Annotated in this window: 15 protein-coding genes; 9 read left to right on the top strand and 6 right to left on the bottom strand. The window is 33.5% G+C overall.

Annotated elements, in window-relative coordinates; all coding sequences use genetic code 11:
* Positions 1 to 581 precede the first annotated feature (581 nt).
* Together AC07XN_RS17940 and AC07XN_RS17935 are read right to left on the bottom strand one after the other, a co-directional pair.
* Positions 582 to 1193 (bottom strand): hypothetical protein, encoded by a 612-nt coding sequence (locus AC07XN_RS17940; RefSeq protein WP_494744055.1) that lies wholly within the window; start codon positions 1191 to 1193, stop codon positions 582 to 584.
* Positions 1194 to 1484: 291 nt separating this feature from the next.
* Positions 1485 to 1916, bottom strand: a complete 432-nt coding sequence (locus AC07XN_RS17935; protein ID WP_494744054.1) for a hypothetical protein — start codon at positions 1914 to 1916, stop codon at positions 1485 to 1487.
* A 761-nt stretch (positions 1917 to 2677) separates the two neighbouring features.
* Between AC07XN_RS17935 and AC07XN_RS17930 the strand changes: the two genes are divergently transcribed.
* From AC07XN_RS17930 to AC07XN_RS17920, 3 genes are all read left to right on the top strand, one after another.
* Positions 2678 to 3208, top strand: a complete 531-nt coding sequence (locus AC07XN_RS17930) for a TetR/AcrR family transcriptional regulator (protein ID WP_309917861.1) — start codon at positions 2678 to 2680, stop codon at positions 3206 to 3208.
* 97 nt (positions 3209 to 3305) lie between these two features.
* A complete protein-coding gene (locus tag AC07XN_RS17925; RefSeq protein WP_494744053.1) occupies positions 3306 to 3482 on the top strand; it encodes a hypothetical protein in 177 nt (58 codons plus the stop codon).
* Positions 3483 to 3490: 8 nt separating this feature from the next.
* Complete coding sequence (locus AC07XN_RS17920; RefSeq protein ID WP_494744052.1) at positions 3491 to 4114, top strand: pyridoxamine 5'-phosphate oxidase family protein; 624 nt, start codon at positions 3491 to 3493, stop codon at positions 4112 to 4114.
* Between the two features lie 285 nt (positions 4115 to 4399).
* Here the strand turns inward: AC07XN_RS17920 and AC07XN_RS17915 are convergent, their stop codons facing one another.
* Positions 4400 to 6784 (bottom strand): outer membrane beta-barrel protein, encoded by a 2385-nt coding sequence (locus AC07XN_RS17915; protein WP_494744051.1) that lies wholly within the window; start codon positions 6782 to 6784, stop codon positions 4400 to 4402.
* Between the two features lie 205 nt (positions 6785 to 6989).
* Here AC07XN_RS17915 and AC07XN_RS17910 point away from each other — a divergent pair, with 205 nt between their 5' ends.
* Entirely contained in the window at positions 6990 to 8018 is a 1029-nt protein-coding gene (locus AC07XN_RS17910) for a sensor histidine kinase (protein WP_494744050.1), read from the top strand.
* Positions 8008 to 8727, top strand: a complete 720-nt coding sequence (locus AC07XN_RS17905; RefSeq protein ID WP_494744049.1) for a LytR/AlgR family response regulator transcription factor — start codon at positions 8008 to 8010, stop codon at positions 8725 to 8727. Before AC07XN_RS17910 ends, AC07XN_RS17905 begins: the two co-directional genes overlap by 11 nt.
* 33 nt (positions 8728 to 8760) lie before the next feature.
* Here the strand turns inward: AC07XN_RS17905 and AC07XN_RS17900 are convergent, their stop codons facing one another.
* A complete protein-coding gene (locus AC07XN_RS17900; RefSeq protein ID WP_494744048.1) occupies positions 8761 to 10044 on the bottom strand; it encodes an ATP-binding protein in 1284 nt (427 codons plus the stop codon).
* A 214-nt stretch (positions 10045 to 10258) separates the two neighbouring features.
* Between AC07XN_RS17900 and AC07XN_RS17895 the strand changes: the two genes are divergently transcribed.
* The 4 genes from AC07XN_RS17895 to AC07XN_RS17880 all read left to right on the top strand — a co-directional run bounded on the left by AC07XN_RS17895 (position 10259) and on the right by AC07XN_RS17880 (position 13092).
* Positions 10259 to 10819, top strand: a complete 561-nt coding sequence (locus AC07XN_RS17895; protein WP_494744047.1) for a Crp/Fnr family transcriptional regulator — start codon at positions 10259 to 10261, stop codon at positions 10817 to 10819.
* A 318-nt stretch (positions 10820 to 11137) separates the two neighbouring features.
* Positions 11138 to 11809, top strand: a complete 672-nt coding sequence (locus tag AC07XN_RS17890; RefSeq protein WP_494744046.1) for a type 1 glutamine amidotransferase domain-containing protein — start codon at positions 11138 to 11140, stop codon at positions 11807 to 11809.
* 203 nt (positions 11810 to 12012) lie between these two features.
* Complete coding sequence (locus AC07XN_RS17885) at positions 12013 to 12192, top strand: putative quinol monooxygenase (RefSeq protein WP_409014223.1); 180 nt, start codon at positions 12013 to 12015, stop codon at positions 12190 to 12192.
* Positions 12193 to 12267: 75 nt separating this feature from the next.
* On the top strand, positions 12268 to 13092 hold the full coding sequence (locus AC07XN_RS17880) for a type 1 glutamine amidotransferase domain-containing protein (protein ID WP_309917831.1): 825 nt from the start codon (positions 12268 to 12270) through the stop codon (positions 13090 to 13092).
* 282 nt (positions 13093 to 13374) lie between these two features.
* On the opposite strand, the gene AC07XN_RS17875 is transcribed toward AC07XN_RS17880, so the two are convergent.
* Both AC07XN_RS17875 and AC07XN_RS17870 read right to left on the bottom strand, forming a co-directional pair.
* Complete coding sequence (locus AC07XN_RS17875) at positions 13375 to 14262, bottom strand: hypothetical protein (protein ID WP_309917828.1); 888 nt, start codon at positions 14260 to 14262, stop codon at positions 13375 to 13377.
* Between the two features lie 7 nt (positions 14263 to 14269).
* The gene (locus tag AC07XN_RS17870) at positions 14270 to 15229 is read right to left on the bottom strand and encodes a ParA family protein (protein ID WP_494744045.1); all 960 of its coding nucleotides are present in this window, start codon (positions 15227 to 15229) and stop codon (positions 14270 to 14272) included.
* Positions 15230 to 15381: the final 152 nt, after the last annotated feature.

The raw sequence follows: 15381 nt of genomic DNA, 5'->3' as shown, positions 1-15381 counted from the left end.
TATTTGTATAGTTTAATATATCGCTTAAAATAGTCTTAAAGAGTTTACAATTATCTCAAGAACATTCAATATATTTTGACCAATAATTATTCTGTCATCATTTATAAACTTTGAAATAAATTCTTTAAGTATAGATTAGTCGTTTTAAAGGAGTTGTTTGCCTGAGCTGGGGTCTCCAAGCAATAGATAATTTTTTGTTATCATAAAGTATAGAACTCTCAGTTATTTTATTGTAATTTGTTGAACCGCATTTTGGGTTTTATCTTATATCTCTTGAAATACTTAAAGCAATAGAATGTTTATTGGTCTGTTGTGGTTGTCCAATACCATTGAATTGAATGAGCAAAGTTGTAAACTTTTAATTGATGATGTTGAAGTAATGTTTTTAATCTTTCAGATGTCTCTGTACTTGCATTTTACAGGTTATTTTTTGATAAAACTGGAATACCTTTGTACAAAGCTTGGATTTGGCACTTCACTTTCATAGAAGTATAAAGCCGACCGCTAGTCTAGCCGTTCGCCCAAGTTAAGTTCAACAGCACTCATCTCTTCATTGTTTGGCTTTCAGCCACCATGAAAGCTTAGTTATTAGGAGGTGTTTTTTCATTTCTCATTACTTCTTCAAAATTATTGAATATGTATCCTTCATTTGTCCCAACTCCATATTCTCCAAGTTCAAATTTTCTTAAACCGAAGTCATTTTCTACAACAAGAAGTTCGTCCGTTAATGGAATATTTATTTCTCCGCCATTTACTTCAATTGCTGAACAAAGTAAAAAGTGAGAAGCTGTTTTAAATTCAATTTCTTGAGGTACAAAATAGTTTCCCCAAAGCGATTTTGTCCAATATATTACTATCTTAATAATTTGTTGTCCTACTATTTCAGAAGGATAAACAACAGGTTTCTTATCTTTAATATTTTCGAAATCAGTGGTTTTTCCAACTAAAATACTCAGTCCGTTATAATTCTTCCCCAAAAACAAGTTTCCTAAACAATATGCCTGATCTGCAATTTTAAGTTCAATTGCATTTAAAAGGCTTTTTCCATATTCGTTGGGTTGTTCATTAAAGTCAATGTCATTCTCGTCTAAATAAAAAATGACTTGTTCGATTTTTTTTCCAACGAAACTCTGGCAAGTCTTAAACAACCTGTCATACTCATTTATTTCTTCTGTTGTCCAAAGTTCTGTCATAAAATATCAGCTAACTCTCTAATATGCGAATTTTTTGTCGTATTTTGTGTTATTCCTATTTTCGGTTATACGATTGATGTTGTAATTCCCGAACTAGTTTTAGGGTTTTCTAAGACCTAATACAAATAAGAGCCTCACGTTTGAAAGGGCTTATTTAAAATATTAAAATGTTGCAAGGCAAAAGGAATATTTATCCCTGATACATTGTACGAGCGGGACGCTCTTTAACATTTTGAGGCGTAAGAAACAACCTACTACTAGTTTGAGACGAAAATGTACGATGTGGTTATATTATTGTAAGTTATTTTCTTCTAAAAGCCTTTTCAATTCAGCATTTTCTGGCCAACCGCCACTTTCTCTCATTGCGATTAAAAGATATTTTTTAGCATCGGCTAATGTTCTTGCTTCTCCACGGACAAAAGCATTTGTCCACGGTTGTTTGTTTTCAGGTACTAAATATTCAAAATAGTATTCTTTGGTTCCTATGTTGCTAACTATTACAAACCAATCTGCTTTCCAATCGTCTGCGTTTTGAATTACTAGTCTTGCGTGTGATGTCTTCCCCCAAAGTAACGTCTCCGTAAATGTTTGATTTATAAGTTCAACGAAAAGTAGCATTTCCTTTCCAACGTCCACATAAGAATTAGTGTTTCTTGTAGATAAGTCAAGATAAAACTCTTCTAATGTAATACTTGTTTGAACTGAATTCCTTTTTATGGGCATATTACCTCTTGTTTTCTTTTGTCTAAAATATGTCTGTTGCGGGTCATTTTAAATGACGCCCAATGTGAGTATTGGCGAAGTGTCTTTACGAAAGATTTGTTGTACTATTGATATTGTGATTTTTGTATTGTTGTGCAATTTATTGTACTTACTAAGTTAGTTGTTTCCTTATTCATTCCTAATAATTCTCTTACTTTAAATTTAATCGGTCAAACGGACTGACAATTTTCGAAAGACTTACTTTAAAACATGGGTATAACTATAAATGAGAAACAAACCTTAAAACAAAAACAGCAGGCAAAAACCTACTGTTCCAAAATTTTAAATCTAACGATAACTCCATAAAATAAAACACAGAAGCCGACTGCTAGACTAGCCGGATCTCAGTAGCCTCAGGTAGTAATGTCCAGTTATTCTTTTGCCCCTCCCCTACTGAAACTGTAATCGCTAGAAATTTACTACTCAATCCTATGATTCGAGATGGTTGCTTTTGTGTTACAGTGCATAGCATCTAGGAATGTTTGAGCAATTGCCCTCAATAAATGATAGTGATTGGTATAAGTTACAGTACCTGAATTATAAGCTTTTATGTGTGACTTTTTTTAACTAATTATCGAGCTTTGCACTTTCTTTCATTGATGTTTTGAAAAATAAGAGTCCATTCAAGAATATTGAATTAAAAGTTTTATAAAAAACAGACAGGTCTGTATGTTTTTTATAAAACTTTTAATTACATTTGTCCTGTAACAAAAAAGAAATTAATGGAAACCAAAAAAAATATAGAAAATACAGCCGCAAGATTATTTTATGAACAAGGTTATAACTCAACTGGCATCAATCAAATAATAGCTGAAGCGGGCATTGCCAAAGCCAGTCTATATGCTCATTTCCCTTCAAAAGTCGATTTATTGAAAAGCTATTTGAGAAACACCTCTGTTAGTTCAAATGAAGTTTTGAGAAGCATAGTCAACCAAAAACAAACACCACGAGAAAAGGTGCTTAGTATCTTTGACTTTTTGGTTAAATTTTCAAATCAAACAAACTTTAACGGTTGTCATTTTTTAAATATTGCAGCAGAAATTCCACAAAACAACGAGGGCGTACTTGCTTTAATTCAAGACCAAAAGAATAAAATACGTGAGCTGTTTATCGAAATTCTTGAACCTATTCATAATGAAGCCCTTGCTGATGAATTGTACATACTATTTGAGGGAGCTTTGGCAAGCAGTAAAGTTTTTAAAGAAAATTGGACTATTGAAGCTACTCGCAGAATCGTCGAAAAATTATTATAATTTTTTATTTAACAAATAAAAACAGACAAGTCTGTTTTTATAAAAATCATTTTAAACACGTTTAATCAATATTAAGAAACATTTTTAACACAAGACAATGGAAATTACAGAAATGCAACCGAAAAAATTAGACTTAGCAACATTATTAGCGAGTCAGCCAAAGCAAGTACAACTTCTTGATAATAATGAAGAAATAGTTATTCCTGATGAATGTGGTGATACTTTATGGGATAAAGTTTTGGCAGAACATGAAAATAAAGACACCCATAAATAAATAAAATCATGGCAAAGAATTTTGCAGAAATCGGATTTAGCTCTGCTGCCAAAAAATTACAAGAACAATTTGGTAGCAGAGCAAACTATGCCCGTATGGAAAGCCAAACTATGTACGAAGGGTTAAGCAAATATGAACAACATTTTATTGCCCAAAGAGATAGTTTTTATATGGCAACTGTTGGCGAAAATGGCTTTCCATATATCCAACACCGTGGTGGACCCAAGGGTTTTTTAAAGGTATTGGATGCAAATCGGTTGGGATTTATTGACTTCAAAGGTAACATGCAATATATCTCGGTGGGTAATGTGGCTACTAACAACAAAGTAGCATTATTTTTAGTAGACTATCCAAATAAAAAACGATTAAAAATATACGCCAAAGCCGAAATAGTAGCACTAAAGGACAATCCAGAATTACATCATTTGCTTGATTTGGATGGTTATAAGTTTCGCCCAGAACGCCTAATGGTACTCCATATTGAAGCCTACGACTGGAATTGCCCGCAACATATTACCCCTCGATTTACAATCGAAGAAATTGAAGAGGTTTTACAGCCCCAATACCAACACATCAAAAACTTAGAAGCCGAAGTTGCTGATTTGAAGGCTAAATTGGGTTTGATTGAATGAGCCCTCATTTAACTAAATGGAGAAAAAAGGAATAACCTCACTCCTCTCACAGATTATAAGGTTTGTTATTGCCAATTTTCTGCCAAAAGCGTTATTGATTTTAAAATTTGAATATTTCACAACAAATGAATATACCTAAAAACTTCGAACTTGCGCTTTCGGGATAGTACAATTTCCACTATTTTGAAAGCTCCAATATAATCAACGCTTTTGGTGTTGCAAATGATTAATCTATTTAAGGAGTTTGGGAGATGAATAGAGGGGAAAACTGAAATTCCCCACGCCTTATTGGACTCTTTCTGTTTCTTCCGTTACAGAATTGTCTCTATTTCGTCGTTTTCTGGCATATTTTTCATTGCCAAATCTATAACTAAATGCCAAGCCTATTCGCTGAGTATCGTTTATATTAACCCTATTTTGGTAAATATTCTGAAAGTTTTCTATCCGTTCTCGATAGGTATCTGAGTGAAAAATATCGTTGATATTCAGTTTTATCGCTCCTTTGTCTTTCAAAATCTTTTTTTGCATCGAATAGTAAACAGATGCCCGAGCTAACACTGTTGTAGGATAGATTCTTTCTTCGGTTTTGTACTGAGCCGTAAGTTCACTTGACCACCCCTTCCCAAAACTAATTTGTTGGGTGGTAGATACTCTTCCAGTAAAAAATACTGTATGGTTTGTTTCTCCGTTTATGTTACTTTTAATGTCGAATCGAGCCACTTGAAAATAGAATGTTGAGCTTAGCCATTTGGTCGGTTGCAGTGTTAAATTGTGATTAATAAATATTCTGTTGCCAATGCCCGTATTAAATGGTTTTCGGATAAATGTTTCGCCTTCTCTGATGGTAACTTCTCCCAGAATTCCATCCGCTCCATCATAGCCAAAACCCATTGTGTAAATAGATTTATATTGATATCTAAATCGTACTAAATTCAAGTAAAACGGCTGTAAATCAGGATTGCCTTGGGTGTAATTATAGGCATCTACATAGTTTAGAAATGGATTAAACTGCTGATAATTAGGTCGATTTACTCTCCTTGTGAAATTAAAACTAATGTTGTGGTTTTTTAAACTGTCTAGGTTATAACTTAAAAATACACTAGGAAAAATATTGGTGAAATTTTGATTAAATTTTTGGTATTTAATAGTTTCGTTTGCTAGTAATTCTCCTACGATATTGGTATTTTCTGCTCTCAAACCCATTTGTAAACTCAACTTTTTATTGATTGGTTTTCTGATATTTATATATCCTGCATTTATGTTTTCATGATATATAAAATGGTTACTTCGGCTGTAAATGATTGCGGCAAATTCGTCTCGAAAAAGTGCATCATTATCGTTTTTTACAAAACTCGACTTTAATCCACTTTCTAAATTGGCTCCTTTGCCCAATGGTAGTGAATAGTCTGTTTTGAAGTTATAGATATTAATATTGTTAGATAATTTGTTGTCAAAAAGCTCATTTTCTGTTATTCTATTAAAATTTCGTAAGCCTTCTGACTGGTAGTTTAATATATTCAAATCCCCAGATAACTCATGCCCCTTGTTATTGAATTTATGATTGAAGTTTACATTGGCGGATTTTGAGTTCCAATTATTGGTCCCATTATTATTGCCTTTGAATTCTTGAGTGTCTGTCGTATTTACATAGTTTGCCTCATCAGAACGGGGTCTATTTTGTAAAAAAAACTGCACGCCCAAAATAGTTTTTTCACTTAAAGTAAAATCTGCTCCAAATCTTCCATTCAAACTATTAGATTTATAATCGCTGTAGTTTTTCGATTGAATATTGGTTATACTTATTTTTTCATCATTAAAAATTGTCCTTTGTGAAGTTTCTTCTGTGTAATCTTGGTCTAAACTCTGGTCTATTCCCAAAAACCAATTGATTTTCTGGCGATTAAGGTTAAAATTAACACTATTATTGACTCTCAGTTTTTGCCCCATAGACATACCCGAAGAGAGGTTTCCCGTTAAACCTCTTGCTTTGTTCTTCTTTAAAATAATATTGACGATAGAAGACCCCGCGGCATCATATTTTGCAGGTGGATTATCCATCAGTTCGAGTTTATCTAACAAACCACCCGGTAAAGATTTAAGATAAGCTACCAAGTCTGTTCCACTCATGTAGGTACTGCGACCATCAATCAAAACCATTGCTCCACTTTTTCCATACAGGTTAATATTTCCTTGGGCGTCCACTGATATGCCTGGTGTTTTTTGCAAAACTTCAAGGGTATTACTGGATGCTGCCGATATCATCGTTCCTACATTCACAACCGTTTTGTCGATTTCCTGTTCAATTAGCGGTTTTTTAGCACTAACTACTACTTCGTTTAAAGTGGTACTCTTAGCAGACAAAAGGATAATAACGGGCAATTCTACCTTAGTTTGCTGTTCGTCCAATGTTTTTTTTACACTTCTATATTTCAAAAAACCCATTGATGTGATTTCTAAAAAATAACTGCCGCTAGATAAATTTTGGATAAAGAAATTTCCATTTATATCAGTAATTCCTCCTTTCACAAAACTTGAGTCGATACTGTTCATAAGTTTGACAGTAGCACCAATCACCGATTCATTTTGAGTATCTTTGACACTCCCGACTATACTTTTATTTTGAGCCAATATTTGACCCGATAGGATTAGTAATAGAAATAGTTTTTTCATAATTGTTTTTTTGACAAAGTTTGTTTTCTTGAGATTGCCCAGAAAACAAGTCTGACAGAAATCAATTTTGAAGGGACAAACATAGCAAAAGGACTGACAAAGGTTTTAACAGGTTTAATTGCGATTTCGTCAGTCAAATAATGGCGTTTGAAGTCAATAATTTTAATTATACATAAGGGTATTCAATTTTGTAGAAAAAAACAAAATGAGCTTTTTAGAAAAAATATTTGGAAAAGAAGCCGTTAAAATCGGCAATTATTTAGGGCTGTCTTTTATAGCTTCTATACTCCTGTTTACCGTCTTTATGGCATTTGCAGATATTTTTTTCAAGAATAATGACGACGAGATAGCGTTAATATCAACTATTTTATTGTTGATTGGTGTATTTGTAGGTCGTTTTTTGGCCAGTTTATGGCAAAGAAAGCATATCAGTAATTTGGTATTTATTGTGCTGATTGGGTTGACTTTCGCCCTGATAGTATCATTAATGCCCATTATAGACACACTTATCACTCATCAGGAATTCTTAGTTGTCGCTATAGCGTTGATTATCTATTTTGTTATCAGTATCTTAATTGGTCTACTCATAAAGCTCACACGCATGCGTACTGAATATAAATTAGACGTAGCCAACACATCAGCTTTGCATAGTCAATCCGAATTACAGCTTCTTCAGTCTCAACTAAGTCCACATTTTTTGTTTAATACCTTAAATAATCTGTACGGTTTGTCATTAACTGACCATCAAAAAATACCTAACTTATTGCTGAAACTATCAGATTTGTTGAGATATTCGGTGTATGACGCCAAAGATATTATGGTGCCACTGACAGAGGAAATAAACTATATAAAAAACTACATTGATTTTGAAAAAATACGTTTAGGCGAACGCCTAAACTTGAAAATAGACTTTGAAGAAAGTAACCCTCAAAAACCTTTTAAAATAGCTCCTATGCTGTTGATTGTTTTTGTAGAAAATGCGTTTAAACACTCCAAAAACAGTCTGGATAATGTGATAAATATAGAAATAAACCTAAAAACTTGGGGAAATTCAATACTATTTTCGGTTGTAAACTCACATAATAATATGTACAATGACAAGCAAAAACATAGTGGATTTGGCCTAGATAACGTAAAAAAAAGGTTGGATTTGATATATAAAGGCGAGTATGATTTGGAAATCAATGAGACTACAACTAACTACGAAGTAAAACTCAGGATAAATGGAAAATAAAATATCGTGTCTTATTGTAGATGATGAACCTATAGCCAGACAAATTATAGAAAAATACTGTTCACATCTGCCTGAAATTGAGCTATTGGCGAGTTGCGAAAATGTTTTTGTCGCTAAGAAAATATTAGAAAGTCAATCTGTTGATTTACTTTTTTTGGACATTAATATGCCTGTTTTGGATGGAATAGCATTTTTAAAAACACTTAAAAATCCACCCTGTGTTATATTTACTACGGCATACAAGGAGTTCGCCCTTGATGCCTTTGACCTTTCAGCAATAGATTATTTGCTCAAACCTTTTTCTTTGGATAGGTTTATTATTGCTGTTGATAAAGTCAAAGAAAAACTAGCGCTATTAAAACAACCTTCTATAAAATCGATAGAAGAAACCACAGAAAATTTTACTTTTATAAAAGCTGATGGAAAAATACACAAAGTGGATTTTGGCTCATTACTCTATGCTGAGGCCAAAGGAAATAACGTACTAATTGTTTCCGAAAACCAGACTATTTTCCCAATCATGACATTTAGTGATTTTTTAGAATTATTGCCCATTCAAAATTTCCTAAGACTTCATCGGTCATTTGTGATAAATAAATCCAAAATAAGCCATGTTGAAGGAAACAGGGTATTTATTGGTAAAACGGAAATACCCATCGGCGGAAATTACAGAGCAGATTTTTTGAAAAGTTTGGGAATTAGCAATTGATTCTTCATTAGTAATTTCTGTTTAAAAGGCTTTTTATAAATTATTCACCGCATACAATGGAGTGTTTATCATCCAGTCTTGTACTCTGTGGTTATTCATTGAAAAACGTATATTCTGTTGTGTTTTAAACTTATCTACAAATACTTTCAAGCTTTTCGATTTGAGATTTTCTTCGGCCTTTACTTCTATCGGAATAATTGTTTGCTCTTTTTGAATCATAAAATCAATTTCAGCCGTAGCGTTTTGAGCAGACCAATAATAGATTTCATGTTTGATTTTCAATTGCTGTGCCACAAATTGCTCGGTTAATGCCCCTTTAAATTCCGTTAAAATACTGTTTTTTTCTAAAAGTATTTTTGGCGAAATACCTGCCATCGCATTGAGTAAGCCCACATCTAAACAAAATAATTTGAAAATATCAATATCTGCGTAGGCACTTAGCGGAATATTGGGTTTTTCTACGATATTTACTTTCAGTACTAAACCCGCATCCGTAAGCCATCTGATTGCTGTTTCAAAGTCTTTTGCCCTTGAACCTTTCTTGATTTGTCCGTAAATAAACTTTCTATTTTCTTTAGACAATTGGCTAATCAAATGGCTCCAAACCAATCGAATTCTTGGCACTGTTTCGATTGGAGCATGTTTGGCAAAATCGTTTTCATAACCCAATAGGATTTTGTTTTGAATTTCTCTAACTTGGTATAAATCCTGAAATTGAATATAATTATCAACCGCTTCGGGCATTCCACCAACGAAATAATAGCGTCGTAACAAATCGACCAATTTTTCGTGAAAAGTATCTATTACAGCCCAATTTTCGGATTTAAGCTGGTCTAAGAGTAATTGCTGACCCGTATTTTCTAAAAACTCGGCAAAACTCATCGGGTACATCTGCAAAAAATCTACTTTCCCCACTGGAAAAGAAGTGCTTTTTTGTAAAGAAACGCCCAAAAGCGAGCCAGCAGCGATAATAAAATAATGGGGTGCTTGTTCGTAGAAGTACTTTAGAGCAGTAAGTCCTTTATCAGCTTCTTGAATTTCATCAAAAATAATTAAACATTTGTCTGCCAGAATTTTGTAGCCTACTTCAATTTCAATCGTAGTAATGATGCGTTGTATATCAAAATCGACTGAAAATAAGCTTTTTAGTCTTTCGCTACTCTCGAAATTTAGGTAAACTGTATTGTCAAACTCCTGTTTCCCAAAGTCTTTCATCAGCCAAGTTTTTCCAACTTGTCTTGCTCCTTGCAAGATAAGCGGTTTTCGATTGGGTGAATTTTTCCAATGAACTAAATCTTTATAAAGGTCTCTTAACATTTTTTAGTTTGATTATTTGTACAAATATACATTTTTATCAATGAATAAGTGAAAATGGAGGCACTTATTCAAACAAAAATCCTATTACCCTTAAATACATTGGCTTTGTGATGAAGCTGAAAAGCAAACTACAAGATAATCTAAAATAAAGCCATCGTATTTGCGACTAAAATTTGACTATACTCTATATTTGTAAAAAGTGAATTTATATCGCATGGAAAAACTACGAACACATATTCAACATATTGCACCCATCAATGATGAGGAGTTTGAAGAAATAAAAACTCATTTCACGGTCAAAAAAGTTAGAAAAGGGCAATACCTTCTCAGCGAAGGTGATGAAGTAAAACATGAGTACTTTGTGCTATCTGGTATTTATAAAGTCTTTTATATTGATGGGCAAGAGAAAGAGTATATATTACAATTTGCACAAGAAAATTGGTGGATGTCAGATTATCCTTCTTTCTTTAAACAAAAAGATGCAACCATGTACATAGAATGTTTGGTAGAAGGTGAAGTGTTATGTCTAACTCTGCAAAATAGAGAAAAGCTTTCAGCAACTTTTCATAAAATGGAACATTTTTTTAGAGTAAAACTGACCAATGGTTATGTTGCACTACAATTAAGAATCAAGCTTTTACTTTCGGGAACACCTCAACAACGTTATGAGGAATTTGCTAGACTATACCCCAACTTAATGCAACAAATACCCAAAAAGTTAATCGCAGAGTTTTTAGGAGTAAGCCGAGAAACCCTGAGCCGTTTGTATCAATAATAAACAGTTATTTCTATTTTTAGTCAAATCTTCAAACCTATGAAAACGGACTAATTTGCTCGTTAAAATAGGTCAATAATAGCTATATTTTTTTTAATATATACTAGCTAATATACAGTCATCCAAAAATATCAATATCTGTACGCTTTGGGTGTTTTGTGTGACTCAAATCACAGAAACAAAGTGATTTACTTCCTTCGATTGGGGGGCTTACACCTAGTAATTTTACATCAGAAATCAGAACAAAATCGACATGGAGCAGCTCACGATGATGTTCAAATTCAACTATTAGATGTAACAATTAAACTATTTAAAGTCATGGAAACCAAAGTATTAATCATCGCTTCAAATGCCAATACAATTGGCCCTCATAATAGAAGAACAGGTACATTTTTACCTGAAGTAGCCCACCCCTATGCTGAATTTAAAAGAGCTGGCTACCAAATTGATTTTGCAACTTTAACTGGCGACACGCCGTATTTAGATGCCTTATTTTTAGCTGACGACCCAGATAACTTGGCTTTCTTAACAGGTGATGGTTGGGCTAAAATGCAAAAAGCAACTAAACTATCAGACGTTAATGTAAGTCAATATGATGCGATTTTCATTCCGGGTGGTTTAGCTCCGATGGTAGATATGGTCGAAGAACCTTTGTTGAAAAAAGTAATCGCTGATACTTACGAACGTGGTGCTGTAGTAGGTGCTGTTTGTCATGGCCCTGTTTCTTTACTAAATGTAAAATTGAGTGATGGAAGCTATTTAGTGAATGGTAAAAATATTGCTTCGTTTACCACAGCTGAAGAAGATAATTACGCTCGTCCTGATGTGTCATTCGACCTTCAATCGGCACTTATTAAGCAAGGGGCTATCTTCCACGCTGCCGAACCGTGGTCTGCCAATAGTATCGCCGATGGACACATTGTAACTGGTCAAAATCCAGCTTCTGCCAAAGGTGTTGCCGAAAAAATCATTGCCATCTTAGCGGCCTAAATTTCCTATCCTTGCTCTTATCTGAATCATAAGAGCAAGGACTATCTTTCAGATAAAATTTTCAAACAAACTCAAATTTGTAAAGACATGAGGTCAAATGCAATTTTTGTATTTGCTAAATGGCAGGTTTCAGAAAGCCAATTGTCAAACGTATTAGACCTTTTAAATGAAGTTGCCCAAAAAGTAGATTAGAGTCTGGCAATCTGTTTTATAAAGTCCATCAAAGTCAAACAGATACAAACACATTGCAATTCTCGGAAGCGTATAAAGATGAGAGTGCATTGAATGATCATAGAAATTCAGCACATTTTCAAAGTATAGTTGTCAACAAAATTGTCCCGCTATTAGCTAATAGAGAAGTTTATTCGACCCATCAAATATAGTAAAAATAGCACAAATTATCTGAGCATTACTCTTCGGAAAGTATCAAAGAAAGTAGTACTAATACTGTTAAAACAATGAAAACTATATATCAACTCATTGTTGCAAGTACGTTCTGTTTGCTTGCAACATTAAATACTAATGCTCAAACTAAACAAAGCACAAAGGAAATGAAAACAAATCACTCAAATGAGTTAGAAATTATCAATAGATTATCTACTCAGCCTGCTGTTGTTAATATGCCAGTTAGTCAATTATTGAATGCTCCGGGTAATGAAGCGTTGAAAGACTTCTTCTTCACACCCGTAAAAAATAAGACTGTTTTAAAAGGGAAAAAAATAGCTGTAATTGTAGCTGACGGATTTGAAGAAATTGAATTGACAGGTCCAGTATGGTATTTCAAAGAACTAGGTGCTGAAGTGGAAATCGTTGCTCCAAAATTCAACCCAGCTCCAGAAAGATTCGGACTTTCTTATCCTGAAATGTCAAAAACTCATGTAATGGCTATTCAATATATTCAACCAGTAGGGTGGATAAAATTTGATAGAACGGCAGATCAGATAAAAGTAGCAGATTATGATGCTGTATTCATCCCAGGAGGTGCATGGAATCCTGATAACTTACGCAATGACAAAGACGTAATTAAGTTTATTCAGGAGTTCAATAAATCAGGGAAACTCATAGCAGCTATCTGCCATGCTCCTGTTGTACTGGCTTCGGCAGATATTTTGAAAGGAAGAAAACTAACAGGCTATTGGAATATTCAGGTTGATTTAAAAAATGCTGGTGGCAATGTACTAGAAGCTCCAGTAGTAACAGACGGAAACATTATTACTAGCAGACACCCTATTGACGTAGCCGATTTTTCGAGAGCCGTAGAAAACTGGTTAACCCAAAAATAAGCTCAGATTCTACTAATACTTTCATTCAAACATTTAAAAGATAAAGTTATTAAAATAGATATTTTTTAACCAGCACAATTTGGTTCTTTGCACTGTAACAATCGTATTTTAATGGCTTAATACATACAGTATCCCAAATAAAAACAGTGCTTTGTATGATTATTGTAAATGTTAAAATGATTACTTAGTTAAATGAATCCAATTTAATGCCAAACGACAGGTGTAAAGCTAAACATGGTTTTCTCCAAGTGGACATAATGTCCACTTGGAGAAAATTTCTAATTAAGCCTCAGAAAGTATCTTTCCTAGTTCCTCTACTTTTACTTTTAAAGATTGATAATCATCTAAACTATTGGTTTCATATACTTTCTCAAGCATATTCTGAATTGTTAGAATAGTATCTCTATTTATTTTTCTTTCCGTTACAAGAGTTGTTTCCGCACTATCTTTCTTAGACAATACCTTTTCTAAATCTTCAATAGATTCTATCGAATTATCTACGGCCACTTTCGTTAGTTGTTGTACCGATTTCTTTGAAACTTTTTGTTTCCCAGCAAGCACCTCTTTCTTAAAAGCGGGACTAAGTTTTTCTAATCCAATCGCGAATTCACCATCGCGGCGAATAGTTTTTTCATCTACATTAAATTGCTTCGCTATTTTTTGAGATGTTTTTTCATCACCTGCGTCTTTGCTAAAATTTTCAGCTTTGCTCGTAATTTTTTCATTATTGTACCTCAGCCCACGATAATATGCCATTTGAATTTGGCTCAGGTTCCTCCTACCCATCTGAAGGTCAAGCATATAATTTTTGACATCCTGTAAGCTATGAAAAAACATCAGCATAACATTAAAAGAAATGTTATGTTTGGTGCAAATTTTATAACGGTTATGTCCATCTACTAATACAAACCGTTCTGTATCTGTAATAGCTTCTGGATTTATTACTTTTTCGGTAGTCTGCCAGATGATTAAAGAATCTTTACATCCATTGGCAAGAATATTGCTCTCTAAACCTTGTAATTCTTCCTCTTGCAAAGGCTCAATAAGATTCTTGAGCTCATCTAAGATAACTATTTTTTGTTTTATTGTTTCATTAGAAATCAAACCAGAAGTTACTGTCTGCGTCACATTAGATTTCATCTGTGTTTTAAAATCAATCTTTTTTGCCATTCCCTGATTACTTTTTATTGTTCAAGTTATTAAGAAGCTCTACTGCCAATTGATCATAAGACTTAGCAGCGGCTGAGTTCTTATCAAAGTCAAAAATTAGTGATTTAAGGGCTTGTGCTTTCTTGATTTCTATTCCTTTCTTAATTTCTGTTTCAAAAATATTTACGCTGCTATACGTTTCACGAACAGCTTCTTTCAAGCCAATATGCACAGTATTCTTTTCAACAATCGTAAACAAAATGCCTTCTATTCTCAGTCCTGGATTAGATAAAATTTGTGTTTCAAGAATTACACCAAACAAAGAATTTAACCCGTTCACAGCATTCATTTCAGGCTGCATGGCTACAATACATGAATTAGACGCATTTAGGGCATTTAACGTCAAAACAGATAGGGAAGGGGGGCAATCTATTAAAATAAAGTCATACACATCTAAAAATGGTACTAAAGCTCGTTGTAAACGTTGTTGATTAGCAGGAGCTGAAAGCAGAGATAACTCAGCCTTTTGCAATTCTAAATCAGATGGTGCAATATGCAGATTTTCTGTAATTGGCTTGATATGCAACGTTTCATTAAAATTAATCAACGAATTGAACACCTGTCCCTCGTCAGTAGTTACATTAAAAATTTGGCTCAAATTTCCCTGAGAATCTAAATCTACTAAAAGTACTTTTAGCCCTCTGTTCGATAATGCCTCTCCTAGATAAGCCGTTGTGGTTGTTTTACCAACGCCACCCTTGTTATTAGCAATCGCAATTGTAGTAGCTTTTAAATTGAACGTCTCGCTATAACCATACTTCATCAAAATCGGTAATAGTTTCAAGCGTTGTTTATCTGATAGTTCTCTTTTGAGATTAATAATTTGCGTCAGCGACCTTGTAGGCATACCCGCTTCTTTCTCAATGCCTGTGATTGTTAAGGCCGGATTCCTATTCAAGAATCTTATCAATAATTCGGTTGTCAGCATTTTTTATAGTATAAAATAAGTTGTGCAAATATAAGAACTGTATTTAATATTACTAAGTAAAATACATTTTTTATATTAAGGAGGTTATATATTACAGCCTAATTTTAAACTATTAGTAGTATCTCTTGATGATATTTGGATACTACTAATAG

This window comes from Arcicella sp. GW458-12-2-14-TSB2 (genome assembly GCF_059423785.1).
The sequence above is the reverse complement of the archived record's forward strand: the minus strand, read 5'-3'. Positions and strand labels throughout refer to the sequence as shown.

Coding starts and splice junctions, on each gene's coding strand:
- AC07XN_RS17915 (WP_494744051.1), bottom strand. CDS start 6,784: ATGAAAAAACTATTTCTATTACTAATCCTATCGGGTCAAATATTGGCT.
- AC07XN_RS17875 (WP_309917828.1), bottom strand. CDS start 14,262: ATGGCAAAAAAGATTGATTTTAAAACACAGATGAAATCTAATGTGACG.
- AC07XN_RS17895 (WP_494744047.1), top strand. CDS start 10,259: ATGGAAAAACTACGAACACATATTCAACATATTGCACCCATCAATGAT.
- AC07XN_RS17930 (WP_309917861.1), top strand. CDS start 2,678: ATGGAAACCAAAAAAAATATAGAAAATACAGCCGCAAGATTATTTTAT.
- AC07XN_RS17900 (WP_494744048.1), bottom strand. CDS start 10,044: ATGTTAAGAGACCTTTATAAAGATTTAGTTCATTGGAAAAATTCACCC.
- AC07XN_RS17925 (WP_494744053.1), top strand. CDS start 3,306: ATGGAAATTACAGAAATGCAACCGAAAAAATTAGACTTAGCAACATTA.
- AC07XN_RS17905 (WP_494744049.1), top strand. CDS start 8,008: ATGGAAAATAAAATATCGTGTCTTATTGTAGATGATGAACCTATAGCC.
- AC07XN_RS17870 (WP_494744045.1), bottom strand. CDS start 15,229: ATGCTGACAACCGAATTATTGATAAGATTCTTGAATAGGAATCCGGCC.
- AC07XN_RS17910 (WP_494744050.1), top strand. CDS start 6,990: ATGAGCTTTTTAGAAAAAATATTTGGAAAAGAAGCCGTTAAAATCGGC.
- AC07XN_RS17940 (WP_494744055.1), bottom strand. CDS start 1,193: ATGACAGAACTTTGGACAACAGAAGAAATAAATGAGTATGACAGGTTG.
- AC07XN_RS17920 (WP_494744052.1), top strand. CDS start 3,491: ATGGCAAAGAATTTTGCAGAAATCGGATTTAGCTCTGCTGCCAAAAAA.
- AC07XN_RS17880 (WP_309917831.1), top strand. CDS start 12,268: ATGAAAACTATATATCAACTCATTGTTGCAAGTACGTTCTGTTTGCTT.
- AC07XN_RS17890 (WP_494744046.1), top strand. CDS start 11,138: ATGGAAACCAAAGTATTAATCATCGCTTCAAATGCCAATACAATTGGC.
- AC07XN_RS17935 (WP_494744054.1), bottom strand. CDS start 1,916: ATGCCCATAAAAAGGAATTCAGTTCAAACAAGTATTACATTAGAAGAG.